Annotated in this window: 12 protein-coding genes, 1 tRNA gene and 2 pseudogenes; 4 read left to right on the top strand and 11 right to left on the bottom strand. The window is 35.2% G+C overall.

The window, feature by feature from the left end:
- Positions 1-102 precede the first annotated feature (102 nt).
- A complete protein-coding gene (locus tag F596_RS0107065) occupies positions 103-2,097 on the top strand; it encodes a ComEA family DNA-binding protein (protein WP_019036399.1) in 1,995 nt (664 codons plus the stop codon).
- 33 nt (positions 2,098-2,130) lie between these two features.
- Here F596_RS0107065 and F596_RS0107060 read toward each other — a convergent pair whose 3' ends face one another.
- The 4 genes and pseudogenes from F596_RS0107060 to F596_RS0107045 all read right to left on the bottom strand — a co-directional run bounded on the left by F596_RS0107060 (position 2,131) and on the right by F596_RS0107045 (position 7,362).
- Positions 2,131-3,423, bottom strand: a complete 1,293-nt coding sequence (locus F596_RS0107060) for an L-cysteine desulfidase family protein (protein ID WP_008450635.1) — start codon at positions 3,421-3,423, stop codon at positions 2,131-2,133.
- 153 nt (positions 3,424-3,576) lie between these two features.
- Positions 3,577-4,746, bottom strand: a complete 1,170-nt coding sequence (locus F596_RS0107055; protein ID WP_008450626.1) for a M20 aminoacylase family protein — start codon at positions 4,744-4,746, stop codon at positions 3,577-3,579.
- Positions 4,747-5,041: 295 nt separating this feature from the next.
- Positions 5,042-6,100, bottom strand: a pseudogene (ftcD, locus tag F596_RS0107050) (glutamate formimidoyltransferase); the annotation flags it as partial.
- Between the two features lie 404 nt (positions 6,101-6,504).
- Entirely contained in the window at positions 6,505-7,362 is an 858-nt protein-coding gene (locus F596_RS0107045) for an enoyl-ACP reductase FabI (protein ID WP_008450614.1), read from the bottom strand.
- Between the two features lie 172 nt (positions 7,363-7,534).
- On the opposite strand from F596_RS0107045, the gene F596_RS0107040 reads away from it, so the two are divergent.
- A tRNA-Gln gene (locus F596_RS0107040) sits at positions 7,535-7,605 on the top strand.
- A 260-nt stretch (positions 7,606-7,865) separates the two neighbouring features.
- Here F596_RS0107040 and F596_RS0107035 read toward each other — a convergent pair.
- From F596_RS0107035 to folP, 6 genes are all read right to left on the bottom strand, one after another.
- Positions 7,866-8,633 (bottom strand): UDP-2,3-diacylglucosamine diphosphatase, encoded by a 768-nt coding sequence (locus F596_RS0107035; RefSeq protein WP_008450605.1) that lies wholly within the window; start codon positions 8,631-8,633, stop codon positions 7,866-7,868.
- A gap of 72 nt (positions 8,634-8,705) precedes the next feature.
- Positions 8,706-9,026: a metal-sulfur cluster assembly factor gene (locus F596_RS0107030; RefSeq protein ID WP_008450631.1), complete on the bottom strand. Its 321-nt coding sequence runs from the start codon at positions 9,024-9,026 to the stop codon at positions 8,706-8,708.
- A gap of 114 nt (positions 9,027-9,140) precedes the next feature.
- Positions 9,141-10,349 (bottom strand): acetate/propionate family kinase, encoded by a 1,209-nt coding sequence (locus F596_RS0107025; protein ID WP_008450649.1) that lies wholly within the window; start codon positions 10,347-10,349, stop codon positions 9,141-9,143.
- Between the two features lie 62 nt (positions 10,350-10,411).
- On the bottom strand, positions 10,412-11,461 hold the full coding sequence (pta, locus tag F596_RS0107020) for a phosphate acetyltransferase (protein WP_019036397.1): 1,050 nt from the start codon (positions 11,459-11,461) through the stop codon (positions 10,412-10,414).
- 82 nt (positions 11,462-11,543) lie between these two features.
- Positions 11,544-12,308: a diadenylate cyclase CdaA gene (cdaA, locus tag F596_RS0107015; protein ID WP_019036396.1), complete on the bottom strand. Its 765-nt coding sequence runs from the start codon at positions 12,306-12,308 to the stop codon at positions 11,544-11,546.
- A 6-nt stretch (positions 12,309-12,314) separates the two neighbouring features.
- Positions 12,315-13,130 (bottom strand): dihydropteroate synthase, encoded by an 816-nt coding sequence (folP, locus tag F596_RS0107010; RefSeq protein ID WP_019036395.1) that lies wholly within the window; start codon positions 13,128-13,130, stop codon positions 12,315-12,317.
- Between the two features lie 288 nt (positions 13,131-13,418).
- Between folP and F596_RS0107005 the strand changes: the two genes are divergently transcribed.
- Positions 13,419-14,321 carry a hypothetical protein gene (locus F596_RS0107005; RefSeq protein WP_019036394.1) on the top strand — a complete coding sequence of 301 codons (903 nt, stop codon included), beginning with the start codon at positions 13,419-13,421 and terminating at the stop codon, positions 14,319-14,321.
- A gap of 349 nt (positions 14,322-14,670) precedes the next feature.
- A pseudogene (locus F596_RS11530) lies at positions 14,671-16,222 on the top strand (tyrosine-type recombinase/integrase).
- A 575-nt stretch (positions 16,223-16,797) separates the two neighbouring features.
- Here the strand turns inward: F596_RS11530 and F596_RS0106990 are convergent.
- Positions 16,798-17,799 carry a hypothetical protein gene (locus tag F596_RS0106990; protein ID WP_019036392.1) on the bottom strand — a complete coding sequence of 334 codons (1,002 nt, stop codon included), beginning with the start codon at positions 17,797-17,799 and terminating at the stop codon, positions 16,798-16,800.
- Positions 17,800-18,388 lie beyond the last annotated feature (589 nt).

Genomic DNA, 18,388 nt, shown 5'->3' with positions numbered 1-18,388 from the left:
TAAAATAAAACACTTAATATGTATATTATCTTTTTAAAATAATTCTTGTATATTTTATAAAATTATACGACATTTGCAATAATTAAACCTAAGCTATTTTTCATGAAATATATTGCCTTAACGTTTTTATTATGTTTTATAAGTGCTCTTTCTTTGGCACAAAGTAACAAAAGCTGGGAACAATATATTTATGAACTTTCATCTATAGAAGATGAAAGTAGTTATACTAATGAAGAAACATTAGAGCTTTTAGCTGATCTCGCAGAACATCCTATCAATCTAAATATAGCTACTCGGGAGGATTTAGAGCGTTTCCCTTTCCTAAGCGCACAACAAATAGAGGATATTTTAGCATATATTTATCAATATCATGGTATGGAAACACTGGGAGAATTAACAATGATAGAATCGTTAGATGATATTCGGCGAAAGTTACTTAGTTTTTTTGTTTATGTAAAACAAATAGAGAAAAAGAATTTCCCATCTATAAAAAACATTTTAAAATATGGAAAACATTATGTTATGTTTACTTATAAAATACCATTTTACGAGCGTAAGGGCGATAAAAACGGATATTTAGGTTATAAGTATCAGCATTCTTTTCGTTACACATTCCATCTATCCGACTATATAAAGGCAGGATTAATAGGAGCACAAGATGCAGGAGAACCTTTCTTGGCTAACAAGAATAGTGCAGGGTATGATCATTATAGCTTTTATGTTTTAATTAAAAAACTTGGCGTATTAAAAACACTTTCTATAGGAAGATACAAGATCTCTATAGGACAAGGACTAATAATAAATTCCTCATTTAGTCTTGGCAAACTTACGATGATGCAAACCTTAGGCAGACAGTCTACCATTATTAGTGCACATTCTTCACGTTCAGCATATAACTACTTGCAAGGAGCTGCTGCCACAGTAGCTATTAGCAAACACATAGACCTCACAGGATTCATATCTTACCGCAATATAGACACAACACTTAATAAGAAAGGAGGAGGTATACAAACTATTCTGAAATCAGGATATCACAGAGCAAAGAACGAAATGATGAAAAAAAATAATGCTACACAATTAGCTACAGGAATGACTACACGTTGGAATAGTGGTGGCTTTCATATTGGCGCGTCAGTACTATTTACTTGTTTTGATAAACCTTTACAACAAAATAAAAATGAAAGTTACAAAAAATATGCTCCTCAAAATAATAACTTTTGGAACATAGGTGTAGATTATGGATATCTTACACCCCACTGGAATTTGCAAGGAGAAACAGCCACTAATAATATCGGAGCCATAGCTACCATGAATATGCTTTCGTGGAAAGCTGCCTATAACCTTACCATTATTGGCGTACAACGTCTTTATGGACATAAATACTACTCTTTGTTTAGTAAAGGTTTTAGCGAAGGAGGTCATGTACAAAACGAAAGCGGTATACTTTTAGGAGTTAATTACAACCCTATACGCGGACTGTCTTTACAGGCATACACTGATATAATACAGTTCCCGTATCCTAAATATAGAGTTCATATAGGTAGTAAGGCTTGGGATAATTTTATTTCTGCCATATACACATATAAAAATATTATTCTATCAGCACGCTACAGATATAAGATAACAGAAAAAGACGGAGTTAATAAAAAAGGATTAATTAAAGATATTACTCAAAGAGGACGATTAGCTTTGAGCTATATTAATAATAAATGGAATTGTAAAACGCAAACAGATATAGTTTTAAACAATTATAAAGAGTATAGCTTGGGATATATGATAAGTGAAAATATTAGTTATACACCACTACAAAAACTATCTATTACAACCACATTAGGATATTTTAATACCGACAGCTATGCATCTCGAATATATATATACGAGCGGGCTCCGCTATACACCTTTAGCTTTCCTTCATTTTATGGGCAAGGGATTCGTAGCTCATGCTTTGCACGTTTGTCTACAGGAAAACATTTTGTAGGAATAGTACGTATATCTAATACTAAATATTTTAATCGTGATCATATTGGTAATAGTTACCAAAAGATAAACTCTTCTGTTATAACAGATGTAGATTTACAGATAAGATGGAAATTTTAAAATAACATGAAAAGCAAAAAAAAGTAAGTTTCACTAACAATTACTTTTACTTGTCATTATCTTTAAAATCATATCATCGGTAAGGCACATTGCTTCTTTTCCTATAGATGTTAAGTTGCTAATAGTTTTATCAACGTCCTCTTCTATAATACCTTCTGCAGCAGAAACACACTTTCCTTCTATTGAAAGCATGGCAGAAAGCACTGCTGTAGAAACACCTGAAGATATTTTAAGCGCACAGCTTGGCTTAGCACCATCACAGATAATACCCGTAAGATTAGCTATCATGTTTTTTACCGATCTACAAATACTATCATAATCACCTCCCATTAAATAAGTAATACCACAACTTGAGCCTATACTTGAAACAACGCAGCCACAAAGGGCAGATAATCTGCCTAAACTTTGCTTAATATAGATAACTGTAAGATGACTTAAAGTTAAAGCGCGAATTAGCTCTTCTTTAGTGTTTTCGTTCTCTTTAGCAAACACTACTACCGGATTAGTAGCACAAATGCCCTGATTACCAGACCCACTATTACTCATTACAGGTATTAAAGCCCCACCCATACGAGCATCACATGCTGATGCTGTCTTAGATATTATATGCGAAAAGATAGAATTTCCAAAGATACCACGACCTAAAGGGCGTTCCATCAATTTACCTAAACAATGCCCATAATTTTCCTTTAAAGCGGCTTGAGCTGCACGCATATTATAACGTTTAGCCTCATGTATAAATTCAATCTCTGATATTGGTGAGGTGATAGCAAAATCGTATACCATGCGAAGATTTAGCTTTATGCCATTATCTTCCACTTCTTCGCTTTCCTCGTTACGTCTATCTAATAACACATTATTATCTATACTCTCATATACAAAATTGGTGTGCGACTTAGTAATTATAGACGTTGCACATCTATCACCTGCTTTACACCTCACTTCTATATAGAGCTTATCAGAAATATTCTCTTTTAGCTTAATATCTATATCATGTTTAGCTATGTAACGCTTACCTTCTTCTAAACTTTCTGAAGTAAGATCTTTTATAACTTCTAACTTATATTCAGATTTTCCTATAAGTGCACCCAAAGCAATAGCTATAGGCAAACCTATCATTCCTGTACCAGGAATGCCCACTCCCATAGCATTTTTAAGCATATTGGGGGATAAGTACACCAAGATAGATTCTGGACAACAACCTAAAAGCTCTGCACTACGAGCAGCACTAAGCGCTACTGCCATAGGCTCTGTACACCCAATAGCAGGTACCACCTGCTCTTTAATGAGCTTAATAATCTGTAATCTAATGTTTTTGTTTAGCATTGAATTTGTCGATAAAGATACTATTGCAAAGGTAAATAAAAATAAGGAACAGAGCAATTATGTTCCTTATTTTAGATATAAATTATTCTTTATAATAAAAAGCCGAGCAACTAATAAAATGCTTTCTTTCTCTATTACTATTCACACTAAGTGTTACCTTAAATATTCCTCACATAAAGCTACCCACAGAGAAGCACCTATAGGAAGTATATCTTGATCGAATATATACTTTGGATTATGTACCATAGGAGTTTCACCATTACCTATCATAATATAGCTTCCCGGTCTTTCTTGCAGCATAAAAGCAAAATCTTCACTGCTCATAAACGGCTTGCATGGATACACTACATTTTCTTTTCCAAAATATTTACGAGCCACTTCAGCTGCAAAGGCAGTTTCCTCATGCGAATTGAATAATACTGCTCCGGGCTGACCTTCTTTTATCTCATACTTACAGCCAAAACTTTCTGCTTGTGCTGCTGTTATCTCACGAATACGCTTTAACACCAGTTTTCTACCATCTGCCTGCATATTACGCATAGATAGCTTTAAAACAGCTTCATCAGGAATAACATTTCCTGCATTTCCTGCCTGAAATGACCCTATTGTAACCACACCGTTATGCCACGGTGATAGGTTACGCGACACTATTGTTTGTAATGCCATTACTAAAGAAGCTCCAGCTACAACAGGGTCGACACTCAATTCAGGCATTGAGCCATGCCCCCCACGCCCCATAAGACGTATTTCCCAATTGTCTACAGCCGACATTGTCTCACCATCATGAAAATGTAACATTCCCTTAGGTAACCCTGGTATGTTATGTATAGCATATATTCGGTCAGCATCAAACTTCTTAAAAAGTCCGTCATCTATCATTGAAGGACCACCTTGCATAGTTTCTTCTGCTGGTTGGAAATAAAAATAAACAGTCCCATTGAAATTTTTAGTTTCCGATAGATATTTAGCAGCACCAAGTGCCATAGTGCTATGCCCATCATGACCACATAGATGAGAGATTCCATCATGCCTACTCTTATAAGGTAAATCGTTTATTTCTTGTATAGGAAGAGCGTCCATATCTGCTCTAATACCTATCTTTTTTTTACCTTCCCCATTGCTAAGCACTCCAACGACACCTTCTATACCATTTTTACCAATATGCTCATATACCTCATAGCCCATATCTTTTAAAAGTTTAGCTATGTATTTACCTGTATTTACCTCTTGTGTAGAAAGCTCAGGGTCTCGATGCATAGCTTCCATCCACTGCTTCATTTGTGGCAACATATCTGCCAACTCTTTTATAGGTTTTACACTCATTTTACTCATTGTCTATATATATTACTATGTTTTATAAAATGTATCTTAAGTTGCAACGTGAGCTAACAACACAATACAACACTCTTTTGCAACGTAAGAAAAGAATCTATACAAAGGTAACTAATTAATGGCATTATAATAAAAAAAAGAAGAGAGAAAAATAACCTCCCTTCTTTTTCTAAAACTAATACTTCTCATCTTATCATTTTTATAAGATCCATTTACGTTATTAGTAACTACTTATATGTTTTCATACTTTTATAACGTTTTTTTTAGTTAGTTTTTTAGTAACTTATAAAAGATATTCTATAATTCTATCATGTGGATTAAATTGTTTTATATCGTTTAACCCCATCGTTTTAATAGCTACTTGTATAATCTCATCTTCCGAAACATCATCATAACTGTTTTGTTTCTTAAGAAAATATCTACCTGCATCTATCAATGTTTGTTTAGGTATTAGTCCGATAATCTCTGTGCCGGTTACGCTAATACCACGCTTTTGTGCACAACGACACACTTCTTCAAAGGCTATATGAAGAGGAGTAACATTAATATCGGTGATATTCATTGATACTTGTGCTATGCCATATTCGTCAATATACCAACCGATAGCCTTTGTAGCTTTTAATGTTCCCGGTATCATAATATTCTTGCCATTAACATCTTTCATTATCTTGCCCACTAACGAGCCTCCTATACGTAGCGGTCTACCCTTCTCTCGCACATCAAAAGCTATTTCGTTAGCATAAGGTATGGAAGTAGTGTTTAAATTAAAGTTTGTTGCTATAAGAAAATTGCGTGCGCCAACAGCTGTGCAGCCTGTACGTGCCATAGCCTCGTCCCAAGGACGTGCGCCAAAATCGGGATACTCCTTTGGTATCATCATTCGCTCTTTCAATCCTTCATATTCACCCTTTCTACATACTGCAAGGTTTCTTCTTTCTGGTATCTTTGCTGCAGCTTCATAGCAATAACAAGGCACTTTCAGCTCTGTAGCTATACGTTCGGCTAATGTACATGCCAACGATGCACATTCTTCTAAAGTGATTCCTGATATAGGGATTAAAGGACATACATCTGTAGCACCAATGCGAGGATGTGCACCATGCTGCTGGCGCATATCTATAAGCTGAGATGATTTTTGTACACAACAAAAAGCTGCTTCTACAACATCTTCAGGACTACCTACAAAAGTCATTACCGTACGATTAGCAGCTTTCCCAGAATCTATATTAAGGAGCTTTATTCCTTTTACTTTTTCTATCTCTGTAGCTATCTCTTTTATTATTTCCTCATCACGACCTTCACTGATATTAGGTACACACTCTACTATTCTTTTTGCTTGTGCCATCTTATATATGTTATTGTTTTTATTTTTAGATTTATTTTTAGTATATTATCAAGTTTACTTTATATAGATATGACATATTACATAAACCAACACAAATTTACATATAATTCTCTTTAACAGGCTCTATTATTATGTTTAAAAAGGTAATACCTTTATTTTTTTTCATACTTTATATATACTTCTTATCGTTAATATATAGCAACAAAAAAAAAGGCTGATTGCTTATCAGCCTTTTTTTTAATATGTTTTATAAGTTTTTATCTGTTCCTCAAATGTTTAAATGCTTATATCTACAAATAAAATCTATACTGTTTTGTTATTAACTTTTATGCATAGATAAGTATAAACCACTTGCACTTTATTTTATATAAGCATAACTTTTTAAGGACATAAACTTACTTTTATTATCCATAAATAATTTTTCCATCTTTATCCATAAACTCTTCAAGACCTTTCTCATAAGTCGTCATAGCCCTAAGACTCATACCTACATTAGAGAAACCTCCATCATGAAAAAGATTCTGCATAGTAACCTTACGTGTAAGATCAGAAAACATAACAATACAATAGTCGGCACATTCTGCGGCTGAAGCATTTCCTAAAGGAGACATACGGTCAGCAAAGTCAAACAAGCGATCCATACCTTTTACGCCAGAGCCTGCAGTAGTCATTGTTGGACTTTGAGAAATAGTATTAATACGTACATTATGCTCACGACCATAAATATATCCAAAGCTACGTGCTATACTTTCTAATAAAGCCTTAGCATCTGCCATATCATTATAACCGAAGAAAGTACGCTGTGCTGCTACATACGATAACGCTACAATAGAGCCTCCATCAGCTATGGCATTAAGCTTTTTAGCACTTTGTATCATTTTATGAAAAGATAAAGCCGATATATCAAGCGTAGTATTAAGCATTGTATAATCGAGGTCGTCATACGTGCGATGCTTACGAACGTTTGGAGACATACCTATAGAGTGTAAAACAAAGTCTACCTGACCGCCTAATATTTCCATAGAACGCTTAAATACATTCTCTAAATCTTCTACATTTGTAGCATCGGCAGGTATTACCTCACAATGAAGTTTTTTCGATAACTCGCTTACAGTGCCCATTCTTACAGCTACGGGGGTATTAGAAAGAGTTATTGTAGCACCTTCCTCAACAGCTCTCTCTGCTACTTTCCATGCGATAGAATTTTCATTAAGAGCTCCAAAAATTATTCCCTTTTTACCTTTTAATAAGTTATAACTCATAATATTTCATTTGATTAATGAGGCAAAAGTACTTAAAAAAAACAATATATATCTAAAAGTAACTATAAAAAGTAGATTATATACAGAAATCTTATCTACAAAAAGATAAAAGAAAATTTGTTGTTAAATATTTTGGAAAATAGCGAAAAAAAGCATACCTTTGCAGCGCAATTGTCCTATGGTGTAATGGTAGCACTACAGTTTTTGGTTCTGTCAGTGGTGGTTCGAATCCGCCTGGGACAACAAAAAGGCATAATGTTATTTAACATTATGCCTTTTTGTTGATTATAAACATATCTTTTTAATAAACAAGCACGAATATTTGAAGATAAAAATAAATTATTTTTTATATAAAAATAAATTAAAAATGCAATAAAAATAAATTATTTTTGGTGCGCAACGTTTAGCTTTTCCCTTTATAATGGTTATCTTTTCATGCCAAATATATAACTTGTTTTCATATAAAAAATAACAAGACTACTTTTTTTTATAACAATTCTTGGTTAGCCAAGGTAAGTATCCCCTTCTACATATTGTTCTAAAAACAGATGTTCTCCATCAAAAACTGCATAAGAAAACTGCCAAATCCAGTCGCCAAGTATAAGCATACGAGCATTATGATTAAGCTTTAAATCGAGCATAATATGTCTATGACCATAAATAAAATAATCAATATCAGGATATTGCTCTATATACTCTTTAGAATAGCGCACTAAAAATTCTTTCTCCTCTCCTAAGAAAGACGCCTCTTTCCCATTAATACGCTTCATGCGGCTATGCTTTGCCCACTTTAACCCTAACTGAACTCCATACCAAGGATGAAAGAAATTGAGTAAACGCTGACAAAACCTATTATGAAAGACACTACGAAGTAACCTAAATTTAACATCCGGATCGCCTAAACCATCGCCATGAGCAAGGTAAAACACCTTATCATGAAGCTCTATAGTAACAGGCTTTCTATGAATAATTACCCCACACTCTTCTTCTAAATATCCATATGTCCAAATATCATGATTACCTATAAAAAAATGAACTTCTATTCCACTATCTGTAAGCTCTGAAATTTTACCAAGAAAACGTGTAAAACCTTTAGGAACAACATATCTATATTCGTCCCAAAAATCGAACATATCACCTAAAAGATAAATAGCCTCCGCCTTATCTTTTATACTATCTAAGAAACGTACCAAACGCCTTTCTTGTGTACGCTTATGCTCAACTGCCAACGAACCAAGGTGAGCATCTGAAAGAAAATAGATGTTCTTCATAAGTAGCCTTTTGCGTATAACTTTATTATATAATATTGATAGTCATGATAATGCTTTTATATAAGACAACAGCTAATCAAATCCTAATTCCACCTTTGCTTCCTCTGACATCATACTTTGATCCCATGCCGGTTCGAAGACAAGATTAATATTAGCAGATTTTACTCCTTCTATGCTCTCTACTTTAGTACGCACGTCCTCAAAAATAAAGTCGGCAGCAGGACAAGAAGGTGAAGTAAAGGTCATATCCATATCAAGATTACCATCATCATCTATATCAATCTTATAAATCATACCTAAATCATAGATATTAACAGGTATCTCTGGATCGTAAACAGTCTTAAGCACTTCTACTATCCGCTCTTGAATGGCTAATTTTTCTTCTTGAGTCATAATAAAATAACAAGTAATTATAACTATTAGGATATAAGGAACTATAGAGATATAAATAAGTTCAGTCGTTAACAGACTTTTCTAACAATACTCATATTCTATAGTTCCTAATAACTAATTTTTCTCTAAACTATTAACAACATCTCTTGTATCACGAGCAATAACTATCTCTTCGTCAGTAGGAACAAGTACTACTTTTACTTTTGAGTCGTCAGATGAAATTATTGTTTCTTTGCCACGAACATTATTACGCTCTACATCTATCTTAACACCAAGGAACTCTAATCCTGAGCAAGATTCTAAACGAGTGGAAACCTGATTTTCACCAACACCTGCAGTCCACACTATAATATCTACACCACCCATAGCAGCAGCGTATGCTCCGATATATTTCTTAATACGATAGTTATACATTTGTAAAGCTAAGGTAGCACGCTCATTGCCTTGCTCGTATGCATTTTCTATTTCACGCATATCCGAACTAATACCAGTAATACCTAATACTCCAGATTCTTTATTTAAAAGATCTGCCATTTCCTGTGGCTTTTTATCTAATTTTTCCATCAAATAAGTAACTACAGAAGCATCAATATCACCAGAACGAGACCCCATCATCAAGCCTTCAAGTGGAGTTAGACCCATAGACGTATCAATAACCTTTCCTCCCTTAATAGCAGCAACAGATGCTCCGTTACCTATATGGCAAGTTATAATACGCTGTTTTTTTATATCCACTCCAAGCATATCACATACACGTTGTGATACATAACGATGACTAGTTCCATGAAAACCATAACGACGAACATGATATTTCTCATAATATTCATAAGGAATGGCATACATATAAGCATATTGTGGCATTGTACTATGAAATGCATTATCAAAAACTGCTACTTGTGGTGTTTTGGGCATCAAAGCATTAACAGCACGAATACCTCGCAAATGACCAAGATTATGCACCGGGGCGAGATCTATCAACCCCTCAATGCCAGCTTCTACCTCTTTAGTTATTAAGCAACTCTTTTCAAACAAATCGCCACCCTGAACTACACGATGACCTACTGCATCTATATCGTCAAGGCTTTTAATAGAACCTATTTCCTTATCTAACAATAAATCGAAAACAAATTTTACACCTTCTTTATGATCGGGCATATCATGCATTATTTTCTTTTTACTGCCATCTTTTAACGTTACTTTTACAAAAGCCTCATCTAACCCTATGCGTTCAGCTCCACCTTGTGCCAAAACACTTTCGCTATCCATGTTATATAGCTTATATTTGATGGAACTGCTTCCACAGTTTAATACTAATATATTCATTATTATTGTTTTTTCTAATATAGTTTTTACTTATATTTTATATTTTCTTTTTTGTATATTTCTTACTCATTAGCCTTTGCGTTTTGAGCCTGACAAGCAGTGATAGCCACCATATAATAGATATCATCTACAGAACAACCACGCGAAAGATCGTTTACAGGACGAGCAATACCTTGAAGAATAGGACCTATAGCCTTAGCACCGCCTAAACGCTGAACAAGCTTATAACCTATATTACCTACTTCCAACGTAGGTACAACGAGGACATTAGCCTTACCTGCCACTTCTGACCCTTTAGCTTTAATAGATGCAACCTTTGGGTCGAGGGCAGCATCAGACTGCAATTCACCATCTACCTTAAGATTAGGATACTTTTCTTTAGCTATCTTTGTAGCCTCTACCACTTTATCAATAACATATACACTCTTACCCGTTACCTTATCTATAGCATCTTTAGCAGACCCCTTAGTAGAATAACTTAACATAGCTACCTGCGGATCTTTAAATCCGGCAACGCTCTTTGCCGTTTCTGCAGAGGCATAAGCTATCTGTGCAAGCTGGTCAGCAGTAGGATTAGGAGTTACTGCTACATCGCCCATTACTACTATACCATTCTCACCATAATGTTGCTCATGGGTTAGTACAAGCATCGCGCCACTAACACAAGATATGCCTGGGGCACATTTTATTATTTGTAAAGCAGGGCGAAGCGTTTCACCCGTAGTAGATAAAGCTCCAGAAATCTGCCCATCAGCACCACCTGTCTTTATTATCATACAGCCTAAATACAGATTGTTTTTTGTAACAAGTTGGTGAGCTTGCTCTATGGTCATTCCCTTAGACTTTCGTAGCTCTACCAATTTCTCCGCAAGCTCTCCTGTATGAGGGTTGTTCTCTGGGTCTATAATAGTAGCCTTTCTAATATTATTTAACCCCCATTTTGTAGCAGCTCCCTGAATGTTAGCAGGATTGCCTATAAGAATAAGATTAGCTATATCATCAGCTAACACTTTATCTGCTGCTCTAAGTGTACGCTCCTCTTCAGCTTCGGGGAGCACGATACGCTGCTTATCAGCTTTAGCACGCGCAACGATTTGCTCTAATAAGTCCATATTATATATTTAAAAATCTTGTTTAATATCAGTATTTGCAATGCAAAGATAGCAATTATAAGTGAATAGCACAAGTAAGATTTTACATTTCCTTTGTTAAAATACTTTCTAACTGCTCTGCTGATAATCGCAACTGAAACTCTCCATGCATAGCTACACTTATACGTCCTGTCTCTTCTGAAACAATTATAGCCAAAGCATCGGAATCTTGTGATATACCCATAGCTGCACGATGCCTAAGCCCAAGCTCACGAGGAATATCTTGCTTATGACTTACAGGCAGAATGCAACCAGCTGCTTTTAATCTTTTATTCGAAACAATCACTGCTCCATCATGTAATGGAGAGTTCTTGAAAAATATATTTTCTATTAAGCGTTGGTTTATACGAGCATCTATAAAATCGCCTGTAGCTACTATATCATCAAGTATAACCCCTCGCTCTATAACAATTAAAGCTCCTATCTTAGCACGACTCATACTCATACAAGCCATCACAATGGGCATTATTGTTTCTTTATCAGCTTCACTCTTCTTGTCCCTACCAAAGAGTTTCATAATACTTTTTAATTTTCCATGAGCACCTAAGCTATAAAGAAAATGACGTATCTCTTCTTGAAAAAGGACGATTAAGCCAATCATACCTACAGAAACTAACTTGTCCAAAATACCACCCAACAAGTGCATTTCTAATACCTGACTAACTATAAGCCACACTATAACAAATACCATAATACCGATAAACACGTTTAATGAGCGTGTCTCCTTCATTAAACGGTAAATATAGTAAAGTATTAATGCAACTAATACTATATCAATAACGTCCTTTATACCAAATTCAAAAAACATATATTCTTACTTTCCTCTTAATCTGTTTACAATTTTTACAGCCTCAACAGCTTGTTTTACATCATGGACACGCAAGATATTAGCACCTTTTAATAGTGCAATGGTGTTTAATACTGTTGTTCCATTCAAACTCTCTTCAACCGTAATTCCAAGAAACTGATGAATCATTCTTTTCCTACTAATCCCCACAAGAATAGGAAGCTCCAATATTTGTATACGCTCCATTACACTCAATATCTCATAATTACCTGAAACTGGTGTTTTGCCAAACCCAAAGCCCGGATCAAGAATAATATCTTTTTGCCCTATAGAACGCAACTCTTCTACCTCGCGTGAGAAATTTATAAGAAGATCTTGTAAATTAGCAGCCACAGACATTAATATATAAGGAGTTTTTAGTTTAGCTACCGTCTTAAACATATCAGGATCTTTACCTTCTTCTACATCATTAATAATATCAACGCCAAACTCTTCAACACATCTTCTTGCTACAGACGCACGAAAAGTATCTATAGAAATAATGGCATCAGGCTGTGCTCTTTTTACTATAGGTAAGGCAAAGGCAAGACGAGCCATTTCTTCTTCTTCTTCGCTTACGACCTCTCCCCACGGACGTGTTGAACAAGCACCTATATCTATAATTGATGCACCTTCACTTACTATTTGGTTTGCTCTATTATATATTTCTATTTCAGTCTGCTTACGGCTATCTGCAAAAAACGAATCAGGTGTAACATTTAAAATACCCATTACCTGTGGATTACCTAAGTTTATCAACTTTCCACGTACATTTACACTATAGTCAATTGGTTCTGTAATCATATTTTTACATTTTGTCTTTATTACAAAGATAATGCAAATACTCCACAATATATGTCATATAGCATGAAAACTTATTAAAAAAAATATTTAAATGCTTTATATTATTCTTTGAAAATATAGAACTTCTTTGCTTTTAGAATGTTTTAACTTAAGGGTTTCGTTTTTTTTAATCATATCATTATAACTTTACATCGTTTTTTTTATCATATTAAACTTATGACTAAATACCTATTAATCCTTTCAAGTGTCTTGTTATTAACATACACTTTTAGTTCTTGTAGTAAGCCTATGCTCGAAGAAGGCGAAAATAGTACAGAAAAATCAACGCTTACAAAAAAAACAGTAACATTAAGTTTAGCTCAAGAAACATCTCCTATGAGAGGAGAACCTAATAATGTTCAGCTAAGCCCTGAAATTGTTTATGGCATAAACGTTTATGCTAAGAAAAGCAAAGACACAGAATATTCTAAATACGCTTATGGTCTTTTCACTGATCCTTCAAAAATTACACTTGAATTACCAGAAATAAATACTTATAAATTTGAATGTATCGCCATACAAGACTATGAGGATAAATTATTTCATGAAAACTTATTTTATGAAAAGCCTTTCCTTCATGGAGATCAAAAACCAACAGAAGCTACTAATACCTTTATTTATTCTACATCTGAAAACCTTTGCGTATTAAAAGAAGGTTACATAAATATTATGAAGCAAAAAGAACCAACTAAGTTTCCTTGTATTTATAAATATTATGGTTTTATAGAAGATTACAAGCCTACATCAAATATTTTACCTGAAATATATTTAAAAAAACTTGTATATGGGTTACATTTTAAGATTAAACCTCCTAAAGAAGGAACTATAGAAATATCTTATAACAATAATGAAGAATATATAAAGATAAGTGCACAAGATACTTTTTATGATCATTCTTATATCCAGCCATTTACTAATAAGTTAGATGAACTTTATTTAAACAAATTTAATGGAAAACTCATATTGGATCTAAAATGGACTAAAGCTGACGGAACTGTTTATCAAGACCAAAAGACTGTTGATATAACACGAAATACTATGCACAATATATCTATAGAAGTTTCTGGTCCAGACCCAAAACAATGTAAACTAAAATTAGATAATGATGAAATGAAACAGAAAGACATAGAATGGCATTTCAAAATAAAATAACAAAAAAAAATAAATCCCTAAGATAAAAAACTTAGGGAACTATCAGCGGAAAGGGTATTAGGTTATAGATGAGAGGTAAGTAAATGGAAATGAGAGGGATTTGCAGTATATCTCTATGATTTGCATAGGGTGTAAAAGTGCAGAAAGCGTGGATTTATGCAGAAGTTCCGTTACCAAATCGTTAGTCTATTCTCTAAATGATAACTAAGAGTAAGGAGAAGGTAACTGACAGAAGAGAGTTCGGTAACTCATCTTTTCTCTATTATGGTGCTTATGCTTTGTATTAAAATGTTTTGTATAGCTGAAAACGCTTCGGTAACGGTTAACTTTGCCCATAAAAAAGAAGTGTATGCAAACAGACAAATTCAAGGTGTTGCTCTACCTGAAAAAGAGCGGCTTGGACAAGTCGGGACAAGCTCCTATTATGGGACGGATAACCTATGGTAGAACAATGGCACAATTCAGTAGCAAGCTATCGTGCGACCCCAAGTTATGGAACGCTCGTGAGAGCAGGCTAAATGGTAAGAGCCGTGAGGCGGTGGCAACGAATGGCAAGTTGGAACACTTGCTACTCTCGGTACAATCTTCTTATCAAAACCTTTGCGACCGTGGTGTTACGTTTACAGCATCGGACATCAAGGAGCTGTTCCAAGGAAGTATGCAAACTCAAACCACATTTTTGGAACGATACGACCGAATGGTCAAGGAAATGGATCAAAAGGTGGGTGTTGAAATAAAGGCAACTACTCTGAACGGTTACTACACTACTCGAAAGCTCCTGCAAGCCTTTATTTGTGAGAAGTACCACACGACAGATATTCCATTCGGTCAAATTGAAGAAGATTTCTTAGAATGCTTGCAACATTACTCTGTCGGAAAGTTGGGACATTCGCAAGGTCATTATCGTAAGATGGCTTTGGCGGTGAAGAAAGTCTGCCGATTGGCATATCGTGAGGGCTTGACAGAGCGACAACTATTCGCTCACATAGAAATAGAACGAGGAGAGAACAAACAACCTCGTGCGTTGGACAGAGCTTCATTGGATAAGTTGCAAGCCTTGACTTTTGAACCGTATGAAATAGAGTTGGAAACAGCTCGTAATCTCTTTCTCTTTTCCTGCTTTACGGGCGTAGCCTATTGTGATATGGTTGCCCTTAATCGAGAACACCTTTTTACAGACGATGAGGGGGGCGTTGTGGCTGAAGTTCCGCAGACAAAAGACCGAGAACCTTTGTCGAGTAAAACTCTTGCCTGAAGCGGTGCACTTGATAGAGCGTTATCAATCTGACGAACGTGCCACACTCTTTGCCCCCATTGCTTATTCAGCTTACCTCATTCAGCTCAAAGCCCTGCAACTTCGAGCTGGAATCTCTATTCCCCTTTCGGCACACGTCGGAAGGCATACATTTGCTACTTTGATTACTTTGGAACGAGGTGTTCCCATCGAAACGAATAGCGAAGGGAAGCGGTATATCCGCAAAGCAAGACTGAAAACAGAAGTAGAGAGCCTGATACCATTGCATCCGATAGCGGAGCAGATTCTTTCACACTACACCAAGGAGAAACACAAAGGAGACTACAAGATATTCCCTGATACAATGAGCAAAGGTAAACTATCCACACACCTCAAAACCGTGGGCTTAGCGTGTGGCATTCGCACTCCGCTAACTTGGCATGTAGCAAGGCATAGCTTCGGTACGCTGACTTTGAAGGCAGGTATTCCAATGGAGAGCATCGCCAAGATGTTGGGACATTCGTCTATTGCCAGCACTCATATTTATGCGCAGGTAACAGACAAGAAAATTTCGGAATATATGGACAGACTGTTTGCAAAGCAATCGGCAAAGAAAAAAGAAAATGAAGAAAGAGAGGGGGAAACTTCCAGAGATTATAACAACTAATAAAATGGAAGAACGGCATGAGGTCTAAAAAATAAACCAAAGGCTTTGAATGAGATCGGTTGCAATATTTAGTCGTTCTCAATAGAAAAGGAAACATCTTTATAACGGAGAGAGCTTACGAAGTTCTTCGGTAAAACGAGGAATAAAATAACCTCAACCACAGACTGCAAACGACAATAAAATCATCCTATTTGCCTCCTGATGAATACTTACAGGGGGAGGAGGATGTCATCATAAACGAGCGATTCAAAGGTTATGGTCTGCTCTATCCACTTCCAATCATGATTGCCCTATTCTTTCATAGCAAATTGCAATTTTCATTAAAATCACGACATTGCAAAAGGGATCACCCACGTTATTTAAACGTATTGGCTACTTCTTTTTTCTCTTGATAAATTTTGTAATATACTTAATTATAAGGACTCCAAAAATGAATCCACAAGCTATTTCAGCTGCATCTATAATATCCACAATTGTATTATTATATTGATGAACGTATACAGAAAAAATCTCACTGTACAAGAAAAGAAATGATATTGATTTAAAACATCACTTCTTTTCTTTTTATTCTTATTTTAGAAATTTCTCTTCCAGCAAAGAGAACTATTAATAGTTAAATCCGCAGACTTTTTTAAGCTTTCCTTAATAGAGTTTGATACGCCTGAGTGTTCAATTATACGATTCAAGTCTCTTGAATAATTTACAATTTGATTATCAGACAAAGTTGAGCATTTCTCGTATAAGGTAACATTGAAATCCTTATATAACTTAACCTCTGAATCTGACAAGTTGCAATTGAATTTTAGGAATTCACATTGCTCTTTTACGAAATTCTTGTCCGTCGGATTCATCTCGTACTTCTTTGAGATTTCACAAAGTTGTCTTATCTGATTAATGACTCCTGATTTTATCAAAGGATTATCCAATGATGGGTCATATTGTCCTATTTCATGACAATAACTGACGATATCATCATACATTAGTTCATAATTAACTGATCCTAATTGGTCAATATACCTTGAACGATTATTCCCAATTTTAACCATCATTTGATTGTGATAATAACCAATAGAGTCTTTATCAGAAATTATACTCACAAATTCAAACTTTTCATCAACATCTGTTGCAGCTCTAGTAGAGATTTTAGAGCACAGCCATCCAGCTGCACCAGAAGCCAAATATGTACAAATGTAAGGTCCCACTTTGCGACCAATAAGATGACCAGCTATTGCTCCCCACGGACCTGCCGCAGAGCCAATCGCACTGCCAGCCCAAGCTCCAATCCTTCCTCCAGCAGCGTATCCTGCGGCATCAGCAAGGCCCACTGCAGCATTCGATGTAAATGCTCCACGCGTGCTAACTGATGGATACTGGGCATTCAAATCACTAATAGAACTTAGAAGGTTTTCTACAGCAATCTGATCCTGAGAAGACAGGTTTTCAATTTGAGTAACGCCCTTAGGTTCTACTTCATCATAGCGAACGTCAGAACTACATGATGCAATACCTAACACCAAACTGCATGCAAATAGGTATGCAGTGACCTTAGCATTGATTAGTTGTTTAATTAATCTCATAGCTTTTAGGGAATTAAAGATTGTTTTTATTAATTATCAATAGAATCGTAATTTGTCATGAATTTTACTGCTCCTGCGAAATTCTTGTTGTTTAGGTAGAAACAATAATTTTTACTTGTAAAAATACTGATAACAAACTAAGATTGCAATACCTAAAAGTTGGTATTTTTAATATCAAATATAACATGTTTTAATGACCAATATGAAACCTTACTTCTCGGACAGTTTATACCTCAGTTCGGGATGAGAAAACGCAAAAGAGTAAATAAAGAATAAGGTAGTCTCATAAATATTTTGTACCTCTTACCTTTGCATCCGATTATAGAATTAACTTCTGGTAACAGAAGTGAGGCTTATTTATCGTAGTTTTGCTAGTGAAATAGGCCTTGAGGGGCGAGGAGATTTCGTACCAGGTAGGTGTAATCCATATCGCTATAAAGAGATGCCCGTCCCTCTTTTCATTATCTTCTAGAGTCAGGACAAAGTATCTAAGGACATTTCTAAATGATCAAGTGTAGATCCAAGAGTTAAGGCGCAGGAAGGTTTTGGTCTATATTCATAACATTATTAACTTAAAGTTTTAGCTTAT

The organism is Prevotella amnii DSM 23384 = JCM 14753 (assembly GCF_000378745.1).
Lineage (GTDB): Bacteria > Bacteroidota > Bacteroidia > Bacteroidales > Bacteroidaceae > Prevotella > Prevotella amnii.
This window is presented reverse-complemented; position numbering and strand designations above follow the sequence as displayed.

Coding starts and splice junctions, on each gene's coding strand:
- F596_RS0107065 (WP_019036399.1), top strand. CDS start 103: ATGAAATATATTGCCTTAACGTTTTTATTATGTTTTATAAGTGCTCTT.
- F596_RS0107060 (WP_008450635.1), bottom strand. CDS start 3,423: ATGCTAAACAAAAACATTAGATTACAGATTATTAAGCTCATTAAAGAG.
- F596_RS0107055 (WP_008450626.1), bottom strand. CDS start 4,746: ATGAGTGTAAAACCTATAAAAGAGTTGGCAGATATGTTGCCACAAATG.
- F596_RS0107045 (WP_008450614.1), bottom strand. CDS start 7,362: ATGAGTTATAACTTATTAAAAGGTAAAAAGGGAATAATTTTTGGAGCT.
- F596_RS0107035 (WP_008450605.1), bottom strand. CDS start 8,633: ATGAAGAACATCTATTTTCTTTCAGATGCTCACCTTGGTTCGTTGGCA.
- F596_RS0107030 (WP_008450631.1), bottom strand. CDS start 9,026: ATGACTCAAGAAGAAAAATTAGCCATTCAAGAGCGGATAGTAGAAGTG.
- F596_RS0107025 (WP_008450649.1), bottom strand. CDS start 10,349: ATGAATATATTAGTATTAAACTGTGGAAGCAGTTCCATCAAATATAAG.
- pta (WP_019036397.1), bottom strand. CDS start 11,461: ATGGACTTATTAGAGCAAATCGTTGCGCGTGCTAAAGCTGATAAGCAG.
- cdaA (WP_019036396.1), bottom strand. CDS start 12,308: ATGTTTTTTGAATTTGGTATAAAGGACGTTATTGATATAGTATTAGTT.
- folP (WP_019036395.1), bottom strand. CDS start 13,130: ATGATTACAGAACCAATTGACTATAGTGTAAATGTACGTGGAAAGTTG.
- F596_RS0107005 (WP_019036394.1), top strand. CDS start 13,419: ATGCTCGAAGAAGGCGAAAATAGTACAGAAAAATCAACGCTTACAAAA.
- F596_RS0106990 (WP_019036392.1), bottom strand. CDS start 17,799: ATGAGATTAATTAAACAACTAATCAATGCTAAGGTCACTGCATACCTA.